General features: G+C 67.8%; 16 protein-coding genes and 1 tRNA gene. 9 read left to right on the top strand and 8 right to left on the bottom strand.

What is annotated here, in order from left to right; translation table 11 throughout:
- Positions 1-56: 56 nt before the first annotated feature.
- The gene (gene pgi, locus AB7V09_RS02950; protein WP_419142879.1) at positions 57-1,712 is read left to right on the top strand and encodes a glucose-6-phosphate isomerase; all 1,656 of its coding nucleotides are present in this window, start codon (positions 57-59) and stop codon (positions 1,710-1,712) included.
- A gap of 63 nt (positions 1,713-1,775) precedes the next feature.
- Entirely contained in the window at positions 1,776-2,072 is a 297-nt protein-coding gene (locus AB7V09_RS02945; protein WP_256699446.1) for a rhodanese-like domain-containing protein, read from the top strand.
- A 65-nt stretch (positions 2,073-2,137) separates the two neighbouring features.
- On the opposite strand, the gene AB7V09_RS02940 is transcribed toward AB7V09_RS02945, so the two are convergent.
- The 8 genes from AB7V09_RS02940 to zwf form a co-directional block, all read right to left on the bottom strand.
- Entirely contained in the window at positions 2,138-3,007 is an 870-nt protein-coding gene (locus tag AB7V09_RS02940; protein ID WP_419142878.1) for an HAD family hydrolase, read from the bottom strand.
- A gap of 144 nt (positions 3,008-3,151) precedes the next feature.
- Positions 3,152-4,111, bottom strand: a complete 960-nt coding sequence (locus AB7V09_RS02935) for a CAP domain-containing protein (RefSeq protein ID WP_419142877.1) — start codon at positions 4,109-4,111, stop codon at positions 3,152-3,154.
- A 473-nt stretch (positions 4,112-4,584) separates the two neighbouring features.
- Positions 4,585-4,661, bottom strand: a tRNA-Pro gene (locus AB7V09_RS02930).
- 100 nt (positions 4,662-4,761) lie between these two features.
- Entirely contained in the window at positions 4,762-5,199 is a 438-nt protein-coding gene (locus tag AB7V09_RS02925) for an RNA-binding S4 domain-containing protein (protein WP_009747644.1), read from the bottom strand.
- Between the two features lie 22 nt (positions 5,200-5,221).
- Positions 5,222-6,283: an HNH endonuclease family protein gene (locus tag AB7V09_RS02920; RefSeq protein ID WP_009405931.1), complete on the bottom strand. Its 1,062-nt coding sequence runs from the start codon at positions 6,281-6,283 to the stop codon at positions 5,222-5,224.
- An 82-nt stretch (positions 6,284-6,365) separates the two neighbouring features.
- Positions 6,366-7,160 carry a 6-phosphogluconolactonase gene (pgl, locus tag AB7V09_RS02915; RefSeq protein ID WP_419142876.1) on the bottom strand — a complete coding sequence of 265 codons (795 nt, stop codon included), beginning with the start codon at positions 7,158-7,160 and terminating at the stop codon, positions 6,366-6,368.
- A complete protein-coding gene (locus AB7V09_RS02910; protein ID WP_419142875.1) occupies positions 7,153-8,124 on the bottom strand; it encodes a glucose-6-phosphate dehydrogenase assembly protein OpcA in 972 nt (323 codons plus the stop codon). Before AB7V09_RS02910 ends, pgl begins: the two co-directional genes overlap by 8 nt.
- Positions 8,121-9,704 carry a glucose-6-phosphate dehydrogenase gene (zwf, locus tag AB7V09_RS02905; protein WP_419142874.1) on the bottom strand — a complete coding sequence of 528 codons (1,584 nt, stop codon included), beginning with the start codon at positions 9,702-9,704 and terminating at the stop codon, positions 8,121-8,123. Before zwf ends, AB7V09_RS02910 begins: the two co-directional genes overlap by 4 nt.
- A 417-nt stretch (positions 9,705-10,121) precedes the next feature.
- On the opposite strand from zwf, the gene gndA reads away from it, so the two are divergent.
- From gndA to AB7V09_RS02870, 7 genes are all read left to right on the top strand, one after another.
- Positions 10,122-11,597, top strand: a complete 1,476-nt coding sequence (gndA, locus tag AB7V09_RS02900) for an NADP-dependent phosphogluconate dehydrogenase (RefSeq protein WP_419142873.1) — start codon at positions 10,122-10,124, stop codon at positions 11,595-11,597.
- 82 nt (positions 11,598-11,679) lie between these two features.
- On the top strand, positions 11,680-14,379 hold the full coding sequence (gene pepN, locus AB7V09_RS02895; RefSeq protein WP_419142872.1) for an aminopeptidase N: 2,700 nt from the start codon (positions 11,680-11,682) through the stop codon (positions 14,377-14,379).
- 257 nt (positions 14,380-14,636) lie between these two features.
- Positions 14,637-15,089, top strand: coding sequence for an FHA domain-containing protein (locus AB7V09_RS02890; RefSeq protein ID WP_004564921.1), 453 nt, complete (start codon positions 14,637-14,639; stop codon positions 15,087-15,089).
- Positions 15,086-15,850 (top strand): MerR family transcriptional regulator, encoded by a 765-nt coding sequence (locus tag AB7V09_RS02885; RefSeq protein ID WP_004564920.1) that lies wholly within the window; start codon positions 15,086-15,088, stop codon positions 15,848-15,850. The genes AB7V09_RS02890 and AB7V09_RS02885 overlap by 4 nt, the downstream gene beginning before the upstream one ends.
- Before the next feature lie 130 nt (positions 15,851-15,980).
- Complete coding sequence (locus tag AB7V09_RS02880) at positions 15,981-16,457, top strand: DUF151 domain-containing protein (protein ID WP_020991520.1); 477 nt, start codon at positions 15,981-15,983, stop codon at positions 16,455-16,457.
- A gap of 272 nt (positions 16,458-16,729) precedes the next feature.
- Positions 16,730-17,302, top strand: a complete 573-nt coding sequence (locus tag AB7V09_RS02875; protein WP_370538944.1) for a MerR family transcriptional regulator — start codon at positions 16,730-16,732, stop codon at positions 17,300-17,302.
- A 164-nt stretch (positions 17,303-17,466) separates the two neighbouring features.
- On the top strand, positions 17,467-18,426 hold the full coding sequence (locus AB7V09_RS02870) for an aldo/keto reductase (protein ID WP_419142871.1): 960 nt from the start codon (positions 17,467-17,469) through the stop codon (positions 18,424-18,426).
- The last annotated feature ends 6 nt before the right edge of the window (positions 18,427-18,432 follow it).

Below are 18,432 nucleotides of genomic sequence, written 5' to 3'. Positions count from 1 at the left end.
GAGAACGTTTGGCACCGGACAGTGGCGCGTGGCCGCAACACCCATAGACTGTAGCCATGCTGAATCCGGTTGACCCCACCACCACGCCCGCCTGGAAGCGCCTCACCGAGCTCCACGACTCCATGACCCCGGACCTGCGCGCCTGGTTCGCCGACGACCCGCAGCGCGCCGAGCGCTTCTCCTACGAGCTGGGAGACCTCTACGTCGACCTGTCCAAGAACCTGCTGACCGACGACGTCCGCGACGCCCTGGTCGAGCTCGCCGAGCAGGTGGACGTCCCGGGCCGCCGCGACGCCATGTACGCCGGCGAGCACATCAACATCACCGAGGACCGGGCCGTTCTCCACACCGCCCTGCGCCGCCCGGCCGCCGACTCCCTGACCGTGGACGGCCAGGACGTCGTCGCCGACGTCCACGAGGTCCTGGAGAAGATCTACGCCTTCGCCCGACGCGTCCGCTCGGGGGAGTGGACCGGCATCACCGGCAAGCCCATCAAGACGGTCGTCAACATCGGTATCGGTGGCTCCGACCTCGGCCCCGTCATGGTCTATGAGGCCCTCAAGCCCTACGTGCAGAAGGGCCTTGAGTGCCGCTTCATCTCCAACATCGACCCCACCGACTGTGCCGAGAAGGTCGCGGACCTCGACCCGGAGACGACCCTGTTCATCATCGCCTCCAAGACCTTCACCACCCTGGAGACCCTCACCAACGCCCGCATGGCCCGCGACTGGTTCCTGGCCGCCCTCCAGGCCAAGGGCATTGAGACCGACGGCGCCATCGCCAAGCACTTCGTGGCCGTCTCCACCGCCCTGGACAAGGTCGCCGAGTTCGGCATCGACCCGGCCAACGCCTTCGGCTTCTGGAACTGGGTGGGTGGACGCTACTCGGTGGACTCCGCTGTCGGCACGGTCCTGGCCGTGGCCATCGGCCCGGAGAACTTCGCCGACTTCCTCTCCGGTTTCCACACCGTTGACGAGCACTTCGCCACCAAGGCTCCGACTGAGAACGTCCCCATGCTCATGGGCCTGCTCAACGTCTGGTACGTCAACTTCTTCAAGGCCGGCTCCCACGCCATCCTGCCCTACGCCCAGTACCTGCACCGCTTCCCCGCCTACCTCCAGCAGCTCACCATGGAGTCCAACGGCAAGTCCGTGCGCTGGGACGGCAGCCCCGTGACCACCGAGACCGGTGAGGTCTTCTGGGGAGAACCGGGCACCAACGGCCAGCACGCCTTCTACCAGCTCATCCACCAGGGCACCCAGCTCATCCCCGCGGACTTCATCGCCGTGGCCAACCCCGCGCACCCCACCAAGGACGGGGGAGTGGACGTCCACGAGCTGTTCCTGTCCAACTACCTGGCCCAGACCGCGGCGCTCGCCTTCGGCAAGACCGCCGATGAGGTGCGTGCCGAGGGCACCGCCGAGGAGATCGTCCCGGCCCGCGTCTTCGCCGGCAACAAGCCGACCACCTCGATCCTCGCCCCGGCGCTGACGCCCACGGTCGTCGGAGAGCTCATCGCCCTCTACGAGCACATCACCTTCACCCAGGGCATCGTGTGGGGCATCGACTCCTTCGACCAGTGGGGAGTGGAGCTGGGCAAGAAGCTGGCCCTCGAGATCGCCCCCGCCGTCCAGGGCGACGAGGAGGCCCTCGCAGGGCAGGACGCCTCCACCCGCGGCCTCATCACCCGCTACCGCAGCCTGCGCCGCTAACCCGGCCAGACCAGCCGAATACTCTGTCGTGTCAGCGACTCATATCCCGTTGAGGAGAAAATCGTGAAGGAAATCAATGTCGATGAGCTGCGGCGTCGGCTCGAGGCGGAGGAGGACCTGGTGGTCCTTGACGTGCGTGAGCCCGACGAGGTGGCGCGCACGGCGATCCCCGGTTCAGTCAACATCCCACTGGGCGAGGTGGCCGACCGGATGGGAGAGCTCGATGCGTCCCGCCCCACTGCGGTCATCTGTGCCGGCGGAGTGCGCTCCGCCAAGGCGGTCAAGGCCCTGACCGCTGCCGGCTACACCGGCGAGCTGCTCAACGTCAGCGGCGGCATGAAGGCCTGGTTGGGTCAGTAACCCGACGGGCAACCAACCCATCGGGACGGCCTCGGACTGACCGGTTCGAGGCCGTCCCGCGTATCTCAGCCTTGTCTCCGAGAGCGCCTGAGCAGCTCCTCGACTGTACGCAGGACACCGTCCTCGGTGTTGGCGGGCGCCGTGTACGCCGCTGCGGCATGGATGCCGGGGTGAGCATTGCGCATGGCGAAGCCCAGGTCCGCGTGGTCGTAGAGATCCAGGTCGTTGAGGTAGTCCCCGAAGACAGCAGTCTGCTCCGGGAGGACTCCGAGCCTGGCCTGAAGCGCCGCCAGGGCCCGCCCCTTCGAGACCTGCGCCGACATCATGTCCGTCCAGTGCAACCCGGAGACGACGGTCTGCACGTGGGTAACCGCAGCGGTCAGTGCCTGAGAACTGCCGTTCTCGACGTCGTCGAAGTCGAAGACCGCGACCTTGAGCACCTCATCCAGGGCGATGGCGGTCAGGTCCTCGACGATCTCCAGCGCCTCGTAGTACAACCCGGCCTGTTCCAGGAAGGCCGCATCGGAGCGCTCGATGTAGGCGCAGTGCTTGCCGGCTACAACCGCGCCGACGTCGTACCCGGAGTCGACCAGGTGGCGGGTGGTGGTGATGGCGGCCTCGGCGTCCTGGGCGCTGATGGTGTCGGAGTGGACCTCCTCACTGCCGTGGACGACGAAGGAACCGTTCTCAGCGATCAGTGGTGAGTCCTCGACGGCGGAGCCCAGGACCGCACGCAGGTTCGCCAGCTGCCTACCCGAGGCGGGGGTGAAGACGATGCCGGCGGCTCGCATGTCTTCGACTGCCTCCTGCAGCCCGGCGGGAACGCGCCCACGACCATCCAGGAGAGTTCCGTCCATGTCGGTGACAACAAGACGGAGATCGATCTGCGCGGGCAACGCTGCGAGGAGCTCGGGCTCCAGGGGAAGGTGCTTCACGGCGTCATCCTCTCAAGGATGACGCGTCCATGTCAGCACGGTGTGAGGCGCGCACAAGACGGGCGCCTGCTGGCCCACACCGATCAGTGGACCAACAGGCGCCCGTCAGAGGAACGGCTCGCGCTCTGAGAGCCTTCAGCTCAGTCAGCTGGCCTGGCGGCGACGCATGACGAGGACGGCGCCGGTGCCCAGCAGGCCGGCGGCGGCGACGGCGACGGCGATGCTCGGACCAGTGGTGGCCAGGGCGGGCTTCGTCGGGGTGGTGCGAGGAGCCGCAACGACAGGAGTCGCTGACGGCTTGGCCGGGGTACCGGTGGTCGTGACGGTCTCAGTGGTCACCGTGGTGGCCGGAGCGGAAGGCGTGGACGCAGGGGTGGTGGTCTCCGAGGTCGGGGGAGCAGTCGGAGCCGGAGCAGTCGTCTCGGTGGACGGCGTCGACGGAGTGGTCTCCGGGGTCGGCGTCGGACCGGGAACGGTGGTGTCCGTCGGCGGGGTGTCGGTCGTCGACGGCGGGGTGTTGCTCTTCGTCGTCGTCGTGGTGGTGTTGGTGGTCGTCGTGGTCGACGGGGTCAGCGTCGAGTTGCTGACGTTGTAGGCGGCGAAGTTCTGGGTGGCGTACCACCTGCCGTCCGAGGTCTGGGCGAAACCGATGCCGATGGAGTTGACGTTCGGGTCGGTCATGTTCTTGTAGTGGCCGGGGGAGTTGAGCCACTGGTCGAAGATCAGCGCGCCGGTGTCGCCACCCGCGGTACGCCAGGCCACGTTCTCAGAGCCGGTGGTCCAGCCCTTGGGGTAGACCGACGTGAAGTCGGGGCGGTGGCTCATGTTGTTGGCGGCGGCCTGCTGCTCGGACCAGTCCTGTGCGACGGCGTCGAGCTCCTGGTACCGGGTCACGGGCTGAAGGTTCAGGCTGCTGCGCAGCTCGTTGACCTTGTTCAGGACGGTGTCGGCGTACTGGGCCCCCTCCGAGGTCACCTGGGCGGGAACCGCGGCGGCGGCTGCAGGTGCGCCCTGAGGGGCGGCCGGAGCGGCCAGTGCGGCCGAGGAGGCGGTCAGCGGCACGACGGTGAGCGCAGCTGCGGCGATGACGCGCTTGATGTTCATGTGTCGTTCTCTCTGATCGGGAATATGAGAACACAGTCTGATTTGCACAATCGACGATGAGCCGACGCGCAGGATGCTGTGAGACACCCTTGATGTCGGTGTTCACTCAACCACAGTCGCGTCGGCCATGCATGTTATTCGGTTGTGACTTTTCTGACCGAATTCGTCGCGCGGCTGAATCATGTGGCCGACTGCAAGGGGTAGTTCTTTCGTCTTGAGGTACCAATGAAAACTGGCCGCAGGCGGCGGGCAGGCTGGGTGATCGCCGTCATTGCAACGTTGACTGGATCGTGATTAAAGGTCGGTAAATTACTATCGGGCTCATCGGCTTAAATTAGCCTAATGGTTGTTATGTGGGATGCAAATGTGTCTGGTGTTGATAAGGGTGGCCTCGGAAGAATGTGAACGTCTGCTGCCGAAGTGCTGTCAACAAAAAAGTCCGCACTCCTTTGAAAGAGTGCGGACCTTTGTTCTGGTCGGGCTGGCGGGATTTGAACCCACGACCCCTTGACCCCCAGTCAAGTGCGCTACCAAACTGCGCCACAGCCCGTTGACTCGCGGCTTCGGGCCGCTTGCAACGAGCAGAACCTTAACCCATGGGGCGGCTCCTTCCGAAATCTGCTGGCGGTGAGGCCGCTCACCCCGGCGCGTCAGACGCGGTCATCCTGATGGCGTCCGCCTCCCATGAGGGCGTCGAGCTGACGACGCTCCTTCTTCGTGGGCCGTCCTGCCCCGCGATCTCGGATGACAGCTGCCGGCGCATCCAGGGGCGACGGGCGAGGGGGAGAGGAGTCGATGTACGCGGTGCGGGCGATGGGGGCACCCACCCGCTTGGTGAGGATTCGAGTGACGGTCAGTAGCCGGTCGAAGCCATCGACCCGGTAGCGGACCTCGTCCCCCACCGAGACGTGCTGGGCGGGCTTGGCGGTCTCTCCGTTGATGCGTACATGCCCAGCCTTGCAGGCGCTCGTCGCCGCCGAACGGGACTTGATCTGCCGCACGCTCCACAGCCAGACGTCGATACGAGCCGACGTCGGTGCACTTGGAGCGTTGTTGCCGCTGGAGGCGGAACGGGGGTGAGCTGCCATGGCGGCATCCTAAGCAGACGGCTCAGTGGCGGGACATGGAACGGCGCCGACGCCGTGAGACTGCGCGCCCTCGGCGTCTGCCTCGAAGGATGAGTCCCCAGCCCAGAACCAGGGCGCCGAGTGCTGCCAGTGCGGCGTATCGGGGACTGTGCCACACCACGGAGCCGACCTCTTTCGCGCTACGCGCGGCGCGTTCCGGGAGGGATGCGGTCCCGTCCCCACCGGCGAGACAGCTGTTCAAGGTGGTGCTCAGCGCCGCCTTGTCGGCCTGAGGCAGGCCAAGCCGGTAGGCGGCGGCCACTGAGACGAAGCGACGTGCGTAGGTGCAGCGGTAGGAGGAGTTGGCCGGCCACCAGCCGCCCGGTCCGGTGGGCCGCCAGCTGCCGGTCTCGGTGGAACCAACGGGACAGCTCGCCGGCCCGCAGGCGCCCTTGGCCTGATTGGCCTCGCCTTCAACGGCGACGAGATTCAGCGGGTCGTTGGCCACCAGCAGTCGGGTGCGCTCATCCCACTGCCAGGCTCCGTGGGCGTAGAGGTAGTTCAGCGGTACCACATGGTCGATCTGGACAGCCGCCGAGGTCTCCTGACCGCGTGTGAAGGTGACCCTTCTGCCGGTGTAGGGATCCTGAAGGACGCCCGCCCAGACAGTGGCGTCCGGGCACACGCCCGCACCCCGGCCACGTCCCTCCTCCCGGGACTGAAGGCCGTCGGCGCGCGAGAAGTCGGCATCCTCCAGGTCCCGGGCCAGGATCTCGTTACGAGTGTCACAACCGTCACCGTCAACGTCGGTCCACGCCTCACCGAACCAGCCGGTTCGGGAACCTCCCTCGGCCCAGGAGCGGGCGGCCGGAGCGTCCTCGGGCAGCTCCGAAAGCACCTCAAGAGATGCCTTCAGGGACAGGATGAAGTCTCCTCTCCGGTCCCAGGGCGCCTCATGGAGGGCGGCGAGCTCGGTGGCCGCTGACCTCTGCGAGGGCTCCGGCGAGGCATCATCGGCATGGACGGGAAGAGCTGCTGTCATCCCCGACGCACTGAGCGCACCGAGTACCGTCAGGCGCGCCAGGAGCCGGCCGGAAGCGTTCATGAGGCTACGGTAGCCCTACCCACCGACATGAAGTCTCGGGCTCGTCGGCCCGCACTGCGCAGGCAGGGCGACCGGATCAGACTCAATCAGTCGTCAGGGCGTTGGCCTGCTCATCCAGGTACCAGGTGGTCTGCTTTCCCCGGCAGCACGAGGCCGGTGCCTTAAGCACATCGGGAGCGCCCAGCCCCAGGCGGACCGCCTCGGCCTTGCCCTCACCGCCGGCCACCACCATGATCCGGCCGGCATGCTGCAAGGCATCGAAGGTCAGGGAGTAGCGCTCGGGAGGCGGCTTGGGCGAGTTGCGCACGGCCACGGCGGGAGCCTCCACCGCGAGCGCGGCCGGGTGCCCGGGGAAGAGGGAGCAGACGTGCGCATCAGGTCCCAGCCCCACGTGGATGACATCGAAGCCGCCGTGGGCCACACCCGCCGACATAAGCTCGTGGGCCATGCGGGCGGTCGCCTCATCCAGGCCACCGACCTCGTTCGGAGCGGCCAGCCGGTGGGTCTGAGACTCCCTGATGCCTGCGGCGATGAGGGGAGTGGCCAGCAGATCGTTGCGTTCCGGGTCCCCGGCGGGCACGAAGCGCTCGTCACCGAACCACAGGTGGATGGCGCGACGCACCTCTTCGGGCTGGGCGGCGATGAGCGGCGCGAGGGCCTCAGACAGCGCCATCCCCCCGGAACCGCCTGTCAGCGCCAGGTGGGCGACTCCCCGGTCCGTCACCGCCGCGGCCAGGATTCGCACGGTGTCCTGGCAGGCCCTGCGCGCGGCGTCGCTCAGTGTGGGAAGCACGATGACCTCTGGCGTGGCGGCGGCCGAAGCCGCCTCCTGGATCTCAGCGATGGCCCGGGTGCGGGGGGTGCCGGTGTCAGTCATTGACGGGCTCCTCGAGCAGCGTGGCCAGGACCTCCTGGTAGACGAGGTCGGGGGTGAGCCGGCGCAGCTCCTCGTTGAGGGTGCTGACCGGCTCGCGCCGCGCCATCGTGACCACCTGGGGCTCGGGGGAGCCGGGGCGCGTGATCGTGACCCGCTCCAGGTCATGGCGGGCGATGATGATCTCGCCGTCGTCGGTTCTGGCGGTAATGGAGGAGATGCCCTTGAAGTCCTCCTTATCGACTCTCGTGACCGGTATGTCCAGCCGCAGCCGCAACCACGCGATCATGAGGGAGAGCGAGGAGTTCCTCGGCTCGCCGGCCACCACGAGCTCTCGCAGGCTGCCCGCGCGCAGCAGCGGGTCCAGGGTGGAGGCCACCATGGCGCGCCACAGGGTGATGCGGGTCCAGGCCAGATCGATGTCTCCACGCACGCTCACCGGTGCCAGCTCTCGCAGCGCCCTGGCCGGGAAGTCCTGCGCGGGAGTGTTGGTGATGCGTGTGGAGCCAAGGCGTCCCAAGGGATCCTGTGAGGGGATCTCGGGGACGGTCGTCGGCCACCACACGACCACCGGGGCGTCGGGCAGGAGGAAGGGCACCACCAGCGTGTCGGTGTGCAGAGCCGCCTCGTCCCAAGGCCTCAGAACCAGCGTCTCACCGGCACCGGCGTCGTGACCGACACGGATCTCGGCATCCAGGTGCCCTCCGGCCTGGGCTGGGACGTGTCCGTCACGGCTGCGTGGAGTCACGCGACCGGCAGTGTCCTCCTCAGGCGGTTTGACGACGGCGATGATGCGGCTGGGGTGATCCCGGCTGGCGCCGTGCGCGGCGCACAGCGCGTCCTCCAGGCCCTTCTCGTCGGTGGAGATCACGAGAGACAGCACCCGGGAGGAGCCGGAGGTCCCCTCGTGCTCCACCAGCCGGGAGACGATCCGGGAGGTGGTCGTCGCGGTCAGTGTGGTAATCATGAGCGCCTCCAGGTGCGGCCGTCGCGGGCAAGGAGTTCGTGGGCACTTACCGGCCCCCAGGAGCCGGGGCGATAGCCCTCGGGACTCCCACCGGCGCTCCAGTGCTCGATGACGGGATCGAGAATGCGCCAGGACAGGTCGACCTCGCGCTGGTGGGGGAAGAGCGGGGCGTCACCCAGGAGCGCATCGAGGATGAGGCGCTCGTAGGCCTCCGGGGACTCCTCGTTGAAGGTGGCTCCGTAGCCGAAGTCCATGGAGACGTCGCGCAGCTCCATCTGGGTTCCGGGCACCTTGGAGGCCAGCCGCAGCGTGATGCCCTCATCGGGCTGGATGCGCAGCACGATGGTGTTGGCACCCACGGCCGTGGTGGCCGCCGACTCAAAGGGCAGGAACGGCGGCTGCTTGAAGACGACGGCGACCTCGGTGACCCGGCGGGTCAGGCGCTTACCGGCGCGCAGATAGAACGGAACGCCGGCCCAGCGACGGTTGGCGATTTCCAGACGCAGGGCGGCGAAGGTCTCGGTGCGGGAGTCGGCGGCGACGCCGTCCTCCTCCAGATAGCCCCGCACCGGCAGCCCTCCCTGGAAGCCGGCGTCGTAACGGCCCCGGGCAGTGGTGAGGTCCAGGTCCAGCACCCCGTCGCGCTCCAGACGCACGCAGTTGAGCACCTTCTCCTTCTCCAGGCGCACCGCGGCAGCCTCCATGCTGGTGGGCTCCTCCATCGCGGTCAGTGCCAGGAGCTGGAGCAGGTGGTTCTGGATGACGTCGCGCGCCGAGCCGATGGTGTCGTAGTAGCCGGCCCGGGTTCCGATACCGATGTCCTCGGCCATCGTGATTTGGACGTGGTCGACGTAGCGCTGGTTCCACAGCGGTTCGAACATCGTGTTGGCGAACCGCAGCGCCAGGATGTTCTGCACCGTCTCCTTGCCCAGGTAGTGGTCGACCCGGAAGACGTCGTCGGGACGCACGATGCGTCCCACGAGATCATCGAGCTCTCGGGCGCTGGCGCGGTCGTGCCCGAAGGGCTTCTCAATGACCACGCGGCGCCAGGCCTCGGCCGACTCCTCCACGAGCCCGGAGCGGGCGATGCGTTCGGTGACGGCGGGGAACCACCCCGGAGGGATCGACAGGTAGAAGGCTCGGTTGCCGCGCGTGCCCCGGGTGGCGTCCAGGTCATCCACCACGGCCGTGAGCCGGTCGTAGGCGGCGTCGTCCTCGAAGGAGGTGAACTCCACGAAGCGCATCCCCGCTGCCAGCTGCTCCCAGATGGCGGGACGCCACGGGGTACGGGCGCCCTCCCGAGCCGATTTCTCCACGTAGGCGCGCAGGTCGTCGTCGGACCAGGAGCGCCGGCCGACCCCCACCAGGGAGAAGCTGGGGGAGAGCAGACCCCGGTTGGCCAGGTCGTAGATCGCGGGGAGGAGCTTGTGACGGGCCAGATCGCCGGTGATGCCGAACATCACCAGGACGCAGGGGTCCGCGATACGCGGAAGGCGAAGGTCACGGGCGTCGAGAAGCGGGTTGACCGCCCGCGCGGGTCTCGACGACGGGAACGGAGTCGCAGAGTCGGAGCTGGACACGTCAGCCTTTCTGAGATTCGACGAACGGCGGACCAGATGGCACCGACGGGTTGTCGGAGCACTGCGGCGCCCTGAGCGGAGGCCCGGCCGGGGCCGCTGCACCGCCCGGAGGAACCGTGCTGGCCGCACCTGTCACTGTAGCGCCACCTCAGGCGGCTCATTCGGCAGGGACAGGCCTGTCGTGAGCCGTCACACGTCGTTGCCGACACGTCTGAACCACGGACGGTCCTCGTGCGCGAGGACTGGACGCGGTAGGGTCACAGAGGTTGACAGGTGCGGGTGGTACTCATCAGCGTCGTGAACCGGAATGTTGACACGCCGTTGCCGTTATCGCAGAGCGCAACCATTATCCTCCGCCACCAAGGCTTGGAATCGCAGCGCCGTCATGAGGGGGCTGCGGCACAGGAAAGGACGTCCATGAGCAGCTTCATCCCCGCACCGGCCACAGCCGACCTCGGTGTCTTCGGGCTGGGGGTGATGGGGGCGAACCTGGCCCGCAACCTGGCTCGTCACGGTCACGCGGTCGCCGTCTTCAACCGCACGCTGGCCCGCACCGAGAGGCTCATCGAACGCTACGGCTCCGAGGGCGACTTCGTGCCCGCCGCTGACCTGAAGGACTTCGTGGCCTCGCTGCGCACGCCGCGTGTGGCCATCATCATGGTCCAGGCCGGAGCGGCCACCGAGGCGGTCATCGAGGAGCTGGCCGCCCTCATGGAGCCCGGCGACATCATCGTCGACGCCGGCAACACGCTCTACACCGACACCCGGCGCCGCGAGATCTCCCTGCGTGAGCGCGGGCTGCACTTCGTGGGCATGGGGGTCTCCGGCGGCGAGGAGGGGGCGCTCAACGGCCCCTCGATCATGCCCGGCGGCACCGCCGAGTCCTACGACCGCCTGGGGCCGATGCTGGAGTCCATCTCTGCCCACGTGGACGGCACGCCGTGCTGCACCCACGTCGGTCCCGACGGTGCCGGCCACTTCGTCAAGATGGTCCACAACGGCATCGAGTACGCCGACATGCAGCTCATCGCCGAGGCCTACGACCTGCTGCGCCACGTCGGCGGGTTCACGGTCCCCGAGATCGCTGAGGTCTTCCGTTCCTGGAAGGACTCCGAGCTCGACTCCTACCTCATCGACATCACCACCGAGGTCCTGTCCCACACCGATGCGGCCACCGGTGAGGCCTTCGTCGACGTCGTCGTCGACGCGGCCGGGCAGAAGGGTACCGGCGTGTGGACCACCCAGACGGCCCTCGAGCTGGGAGTAGCCGTGCCCGCCATCGCCGAGGCCACGTTCGCGCGCGCGGTCTCCTCCTCCAGCGCGGCGCGGGCCGCGGTCCAGGCCGCTGACATCGCTGCAGGAACCACGCAGACGGCCCTGACCGACCCCGAGGAGCGACGCGGCTTCGTCGATGCCGTCAAGCAGGCCCTCTACGGCTCCAAGATCGCCGCCTACGCCCAGGGCTTCGATGAGATCGCCACCGCCTCCAAGCAGTTCGACTGGAACATCGACCTGGGTGCCATGGCCCGCATCTGGCGAGGCGGTTGCATCATCCGCGCCCGCTTCCTGGACGACATCACCCGTGCTTACGCCGAGAACCCCTCTCTGGCCAGTCTGCTCACGGCGCCGGTCTTCGCCTCCTCCCTGGCGAAGGTTCTGCCCGCCTGGCGCCAGGTCGTGGCGACCTCCGCCACCGCCGGCGTCCCCGCCCCGGCCTTCGCCTCCTCCCTGGCCTACGTCGACCAGCTGCGCTCCCGGCGCCTGCCGGCCGCCCTCATCCAGGGGCAGCGAGACTTCTTCGGCTCGCACACCTACCACCGCACCGATGACGTCGAGGGCGTCTACCACACCCTGTGGGCCACGCCCGAGCGCACCGAGGAGAAGTGGGACTGAGGTTTGACGAGGCCTGGTACCCATCCTCGTACCAGGCTCGTTGAGGTCTCGGCCGTGACCGCATGCCGCTAGATTTTGGCGCATGACGACCACCGCGCCCGCCCGCTCCGACAGCCCCACGAACCTGCGTCACGAGGAGGCCGCCTGGCGCTCCTCGGTGTGCCAGGTGCCCTCCACCCACGTCGCCGTCGACGTCACCGGGGCCATCGACCGCCACGAGGCCGCCTTCAGCGTGCGTTGCCTGATGGGCCTGGACATCAGGCAACGCGCCGAAGGACTCTGGGTGGACTTCGTGGGGCAGACGGTCGACTCCCTCAGCGTCGACGGGCAACCCGCCCCGGTGACCTGGGACGGGGCCCGTATCGAGCTGCCCGTCCTCGACCCGGGCGAGCACACGGTGGAGATCACGGCACGCGGCCTCTACTCCAACTCGGGTCAGGGACTGCACTGCTTCCACGACCCGGTCGACGGCGCCACCTACCTCTACACCCACTTCGAGCCCTCCGACGCGCGCCGGGCCTGGCCGGTCATGGAGCAGCCGGATATCAAGACCCGCTTCTCGCTGGAGGTCACGCACCCCCGCGGCTGGACGGTCATGTCCAACACCCGCCCGCAAGCAGGCGGATCGAGCCCCCAGGCCGCGATCGGCACGGACTGCGGCTGTGAGACGACGTCCTTCGCCGCCTCCAGGCCCCTGCCCAGCTACCTCACCGCACTGGCGGCCGGCCCCTGGCACCGAGTGACCGGGCAATGGACGTCCCCGAGCCGGCCGGGCCTGACGATCCCGCTGTCGTGGTCCTGCCGAGCCAGCCTCGCCGAGCACCTCGATGCCGCTGAGCTCCTCAACCTGACCCGGGCCGGCCTGGACCTCTATGACCGGGCCTACGCCTACGGCTTCCCTTGGGACTCCTACGACAGCGTGCTTGTCCCGGAGTACAACCTCGGCGCCATGGAGAACCCTGGCTGCGTCACCTTCAACGAGGAGCTCTACCTCTTCAGGGGGCCGGTCACCCGCTCCCAGAGGGCCGGACGCGCCAACACGATCCTCCACGAGATGTGTCACATGTGGTTCGGCGACCTCGTGACCCCCACCTGGTGGGAGGACACCTGGCTCAAGGAGTCCTTCGCCGATCACCAGGGCACCTGGGCCGAGGCCGAGGCGGCCGGCTACACCGAGGCCTGGGTGAGCTTCGCCTCCACCCGTAAGGCCTGGGCCTACCTGGAGGACTCCCGGCCGGCCACTACCCACCCCATCGTCGCCCGGGTCGACGACGTCGAGGCCGCCCGGCAGGCCTTCGACGGCATCACCTACGCCAAGGGGGCCGCCGTCCTCAAGCAGCTCGTCGCCCACGTCGGCCAGGAGGCCTTCTTCAAGGCCTCGGGTCTCCTCTTCGAGCGCAGAGCCTACGGCAACGCCTCCCTGGACGATTTCCTGCACGTGCTCTCCCAGGTCTCGGGCCGTGACATGCAGAACTGGGCTCGTGCCTGGCTCCACACCGCAGGCCCCTCAGTCATCACCGACGAGCTGGTCGTTCATGAGGGACGCATCGCCTCCCTGACCCTGCAACAGGAGGGGATCGACCCGGTGAGCGGGCAGAGCGTGCTGCGTCCGCACACGCTCGTCGTCGGCCTGTACTCCTTCGACGGGGACGGAGCGCTGGTACGCACCCACCGCCTGCCGGTGGTCCTGGAGGCCGCGAGCCTCGACGTCGTCGAGGCCGTGGGGCTGCCCGCTCCCGATCTCGTCATCGTCAACGACGAGGACCTCACCTACGCCGTCGTGCGGCCCGACGACACCTCGCTGTCATGCCTGACCGCCTCGCTCGGCTCCCTGCATGACCCCATGGCGAGGTCCTTGGCCTGGTCGATGCTGCACAACCTCGTCCGCGACGCGGTCATCGATGCGGCACTGTTCGTCCAGGCCGTTCTGGTGCACGCTGACGATGACACCGAGCCGAGCACCCTGACCGTCCTGCTGAACCAGGCGCTGCGGGTCGCCTGCAGGTACGCCGACCAGCACACGCGTCGCGTGCTCCTGGAGCGCCTCGTGGCCGATGACTCGACCGGGCCCTCCACGGAGGGGGAGCCGGCCGTCCTGCCCGGTGGGTGGGGCAGGCTCCGTGCTGCCGCGCCGGGATCCGACGCCCAGATCGTGCGCGCCCGCGCCTGGCTGGAGGCAGCAGGACAGGCGAGGCTGCTCGGTGAGGCGGGCAGTGCCCAGGTGGCCGCTCGTGCACGAGAGATCCTGGACGGAGCCCTGCCCGGACTGGAGCTGGACGCCGACATGCGGTGGCGGGCCCTGACCGCTCTGGCGCGGCTGGACGCCGTCAGTGCCAACGAGCTCGAGGTACAGCGAAAGGCGGACCCGACGGCCAGCGGCATCACCCATCACCTGCAGGCCTCCAGCTCGATGCCTCACCAGGACCTCAAGGCCGAGGTCTTCGAAAGGCTCCTCAGCGACACCTCGGTGAGCAACGACCACATCGACGCCCTGGTGGCCGGCTTCGCCATCGACGCCCACCGTGAGCTGACCGCGTCCTTCACCCCCCGCTACCTCCGGGAGATCCAAGGGCTGTGGGCCGAGCGCGGTCAGGAGATCGCCACCCGGTTGGTCGTCGGGCTCTTCCCCTCCTGCGGGGACGAGGCGGATGCCCAAGCAGTCGAGGACTGGCTCGCGACACACCCCGAGGCGCCGTCGGCCCTGCGCCGGCTCATCCTCAAGAGCCTGGACGACCTGCGACGCGCTCTGACCGCTCGACGCACAGGCTCGGCGGTTCTCTGAAGGGATCGGGCCATCTCCATCCCGTGAGACCTTTGTCCTAGCCTGAGTATCATCAATGCGGAGCCGTGACCTGTTTGAGACCTTCAATCGGTGCTCCCAGTCACCTCGCGGGCATCGTCGCAGGCGTGCAGCGGGTAGGCTGCTGGCCAATCATGGAGGGTTGTGTCGTGGTGTTGACTCGACGGCGGTACAACGAACGGTATGGTGTTCCCTGAGGCGGCGCACCGGGCGCCGCAACGAACCGAGGGGCAGGAATAATGTCGAGCAGTCCGATCGAGCAGGATCCCTCCTCCACACAGACCTTCGGGGTCGTCGACGTCGCCAACGCAGTCGACTCCCCGGTGGTGGGGCTGAGCCAGCAGGACGCCGCCGCGATCGCTGCCCTACCGTCGGGAACGGCGCTTCTCCTCGTCCACCACGGGCCGACCACCGGCGCGCGGTTCCTCCTGGACGCCGAGGAGACCACCGTGGGGCGCCACCCTCGTGCCGACATCTTCCTCGATGACGTCACCGTCTCCAGGAAGCACGCGGTCTTCTCGTCGCTGCCCGATGGCGGGTACGGCGTCCGTGACTCCGGTTCACTCAATGGAACGTATGTCAACCGCACGCGTGTGGAGCAAGTGGCGCTCCGCTCCGGCGACGAGGTCCAGATCGGCAAGTACCGGATGACCTACCACCCCGGCCCCCAGGGCGGAGCCGCGTCTCGGTGAGCGCTGCAACCGCACGAAGCAAGAAGCGAGACGCCCCCTCCTCCTTGCTTGAGGCCTCTGAGCGCCCGGCAGGCGAGACCTGGCCCCGCGGCATCTCTCGAGAGCCTGTGATGAAGATCGGGCAGGTAGTGGATCTCCTCAAGGTGGAGTTCCCTGCCCTGTCGATCTCCAAGGTTCGCTATCTCGAGGGTGAGGGGCTCATCAGCCCTCACCGTGTCGGCAACGGGTACCGTCGCTACTCGCAGGCGGACCTGGAGCGGCTGCGCTACGCCTTGGCGGTGCAGCGCGACGAGTACCTTCCGTTGCACGTCATCCGTGAGCGTCTGGCACGGCTGGACGCCGACGTCGAGGCCCCCGCCCCGCAGCCCGTCGCCCGGGTGGTCGCCCGGGATGGCCGGATCGTCGACGACGGCCCCATGGATCTGGAGGCGCTCCTGGCTCACTCCGGTGCCAGTGAGTCCCAGATCGAGGAGCTCGTCGCCGTCGGGCTCATCAGTCCCGATGTTCGTGGACGCTACAGTCAGCAGAACCTCAGGACCGTGCGTCTGGCCATGGAGATCACCCGCAAGGGAGTGCCCCTGCGCAACCTGCGGGCGGTACGCGCCTCAGCTGAGCGGGAGGCCGACACGATCGACCAGGCAGTGGCTCCGCGTCGGTCACGCTCGCGCAGCGCCGGTGAGGAGACGGCTCGGGAGCTGGCCGAGCTCGTCGCGGATCTGCACACGATTCTGCTGCGTCGCGCCGTTGACGCGCTGGGCTGAGAGCGGGCGCGTGTACGCCCGGTAGGCGTTCATCCGGCCGGTGGCACGTGTCGACGAAGGTCAGCGTGCATCGGTCGCGCGTTCCCGGGACAGGGGTGACTACCTCCCGTAGGGTTGGAACGTGCCCTTGATGCAGTTGGTGGGTGTCAGATCCACCGATCCTGATGACGGCTTGGTCGCCGTCCTCGTGGAGGACGGCGGACCGACGATGCTGGCCATTCCGGTGACGGCGCACGAGGGGCTGGTGCTGCAGGCCCACGGCTCGCACCGCTCGCCCTCATGGCCCAGGCTCCTTGACGACGTCGTCGAGGCGCTGGGCGGTCGCATCGGGCGCACTGAGCTCGACGTCGACGATGACGCGCGTATCGTCGCCAGGCTCGTCGTTGAGACTCCCGCCCGCGCCAGCGGGGTAACGACTGTTGCCTGCACTCCGGGAGAGGGGCTGCTCCTGAGTGGATACCACCGGCTCCCGGTGCACGCCAGCAGCTCGCTAACGCGCCTGAGGGCTGTGGACCTCAGCGACGACCACGGTGCGGAGCGCCTCGAGCAGTGGCAGCGAGTGTTGTCGCAGACCGACGACCTGGCCGACGGCGACACGCGGGACTGATGTGACTGATGTGACTAGTGTTGTAATCTGCGTCACTTATGGACACTGCTGTCTTGTTGAAGAATCGGCTGCATCATGGGGAATAGTCGGTGTGTGGACCGCGACTGTCGACCTCACCTAGAGATTCATGCCTGACGGCACACCGAGATGGGGCGCGCCCTTCGTTGAGCATCGCCTCAAGTGGCCCTATCGTGGAGCCGTGGCCGCACGAGGCGGGCCGCCGCACCAGTTTCAGGTGCGTGTTCTTCCGGCGACAGGAGCAGGTCGTGAGCATGAATGAAGCCAGCGCGATAGCAAGGCCTCAGCGTACTCAGGGCATGCTGTTCGGTGACCCGCTTCCCCAGCTCGATGCCGACTCGGGCTACCGCGGGCCGGTGGCCTGCCGAGCCGCCGGCATCACGTATCGCCAGCTCGACTACTGGGCACGTACCGGGCTGGTTGAGCCATCGATTCGAAGCGCCAAGGGATCGGGCTCCCAGCGGCTCTACTCCTTCCGCGACATCCTTGTTCTCAAGGTCGTCAAGCGCCTCTTGGACACCGGGGTCTCGCTCCAGCAGATCCGTACGGCGGTCAGTGCCCTGCACTCCCGCGGTGTCGAGGATCTGGCCTCCATCACCCTCATGAGCGACGGCGCCTCGGTCTACGAGTGCACCTCGGCCGACGAGGTCGTCGACCTGGTCGCCGGCGGCCAGGGCGTCTTCGGCATCGCCGTGGGGCGGGTGTGGCACGAGGTCGAGGGAGCGCTGGCGGATCTCCCCGTCGATCACGCTCAGGCCCTCGGAACTCCTCTGGTTGAGGACGAACTGGCCAAGCGTCGCGCCGCCAAGCGACAGCAGGCCATCTGAGCACTGCGAGGCGCACAACACTATCAGAACGCCTGTTCGCTGAGGCTGGAACCGTGGTGACGGTTCCAGCCTTCAACGTATTCTGGCCGAGTCGATCCGATTCATGACAAGGCGAGTGTCGCTGCGGTGCAGCTTCCGGCGGCGCTCTCGCACCAGGAGGCAAGATGACTGGAGCGCTCACCCGTACTCTGGCCGACCTGAGGATCAGCCCCATTGGGCTGGGAGGCAACGTCTTCGGCTGGACGGCCGATGAGACGACCTCCTTCGAGGTGCTGGACGCCTACCTGGACGGTGGCGGGAACCTCATCGACACTGCTGATGGATACTCCTACTGGGCTCCGGGGAACTCAGGAGGGGAGTCGGAGACCGTGATCGGTGCCTGGCTCGCCTCGCGTCCTGTTCGTGAGCGCGTGGTTCTGGCCACGAAGGTATCCACGAAGCCCGACCGTCCGGGTCTGAGCGCGGATAATGTCCGCCGGGCGCTGGAGGAGTCGCTGTCGCGGCTGCGTACCGACGTCATTGATATCTACTACGCCCACTTCGACGATGAGTCGACTCCGTTGGAGGAGACCGTTGGCGCCTTCGAAGAGGCCCGACTCGCCGGCAGGATCCGGCACGTGGGGCTGTCCAATTACACGCCTGAGCGCATCCGTCAGTGGTTCGCCATCGCTGACGCTCACGGGTATGCACGGCCCGTTGCCCTTCAGCCCCACTACAACCTTCTCCACCGAGACGACGTCGAAGGCCCTGGCGCCAGGGGGCAGGTGGCGGCCGAGCTCGGCATGGGGCTCATGCCCTACTTCGCCCTGGCCGCCGGTTTCCTCACGGGGAAGTACCGTCGGGATGAGCCGATCAGTGGTGAGAGGGCAGGGATGGTAGCCGACTACCAGCGGCCCGAATGCTATGACGTTGTTGAGGCCGTCGCCAGGGTGGCGGCGGATCACGGGGTGGAGCCGGCAGCCGTGGCTCTGGCCTGGCTGCGTGACCGTCCCGGTGTCACCGCTCCCTTGGCCTCGGCACGCAACCTGAGTCAGCTGCGGCCGATCGTGGAGGCGCTGACGCTCGAGATCAGTGACGAGGAGACCCGGGCTCTCACCCGGGTCTCCGACGCCGCGCGCGCCTGACCCGCT

It is taken from the genome of Actinomyces sp. SKVG-SVH-4(1), from assembly GCF_048514265.1.
In the GTDB taxonomy this organism is placed as follows: domain Bacteria; phylum Actinomycetota; class Actinomycetes; order Actinomycetales; family Actinomycetaceae; genus Actinomyces; species Actinomyces oris.
The sequence above is the reverse complement of the archived record's forward strand: the minus strand, read 5'-3'. Positions and strand labels throughout refer to the sequence as shown.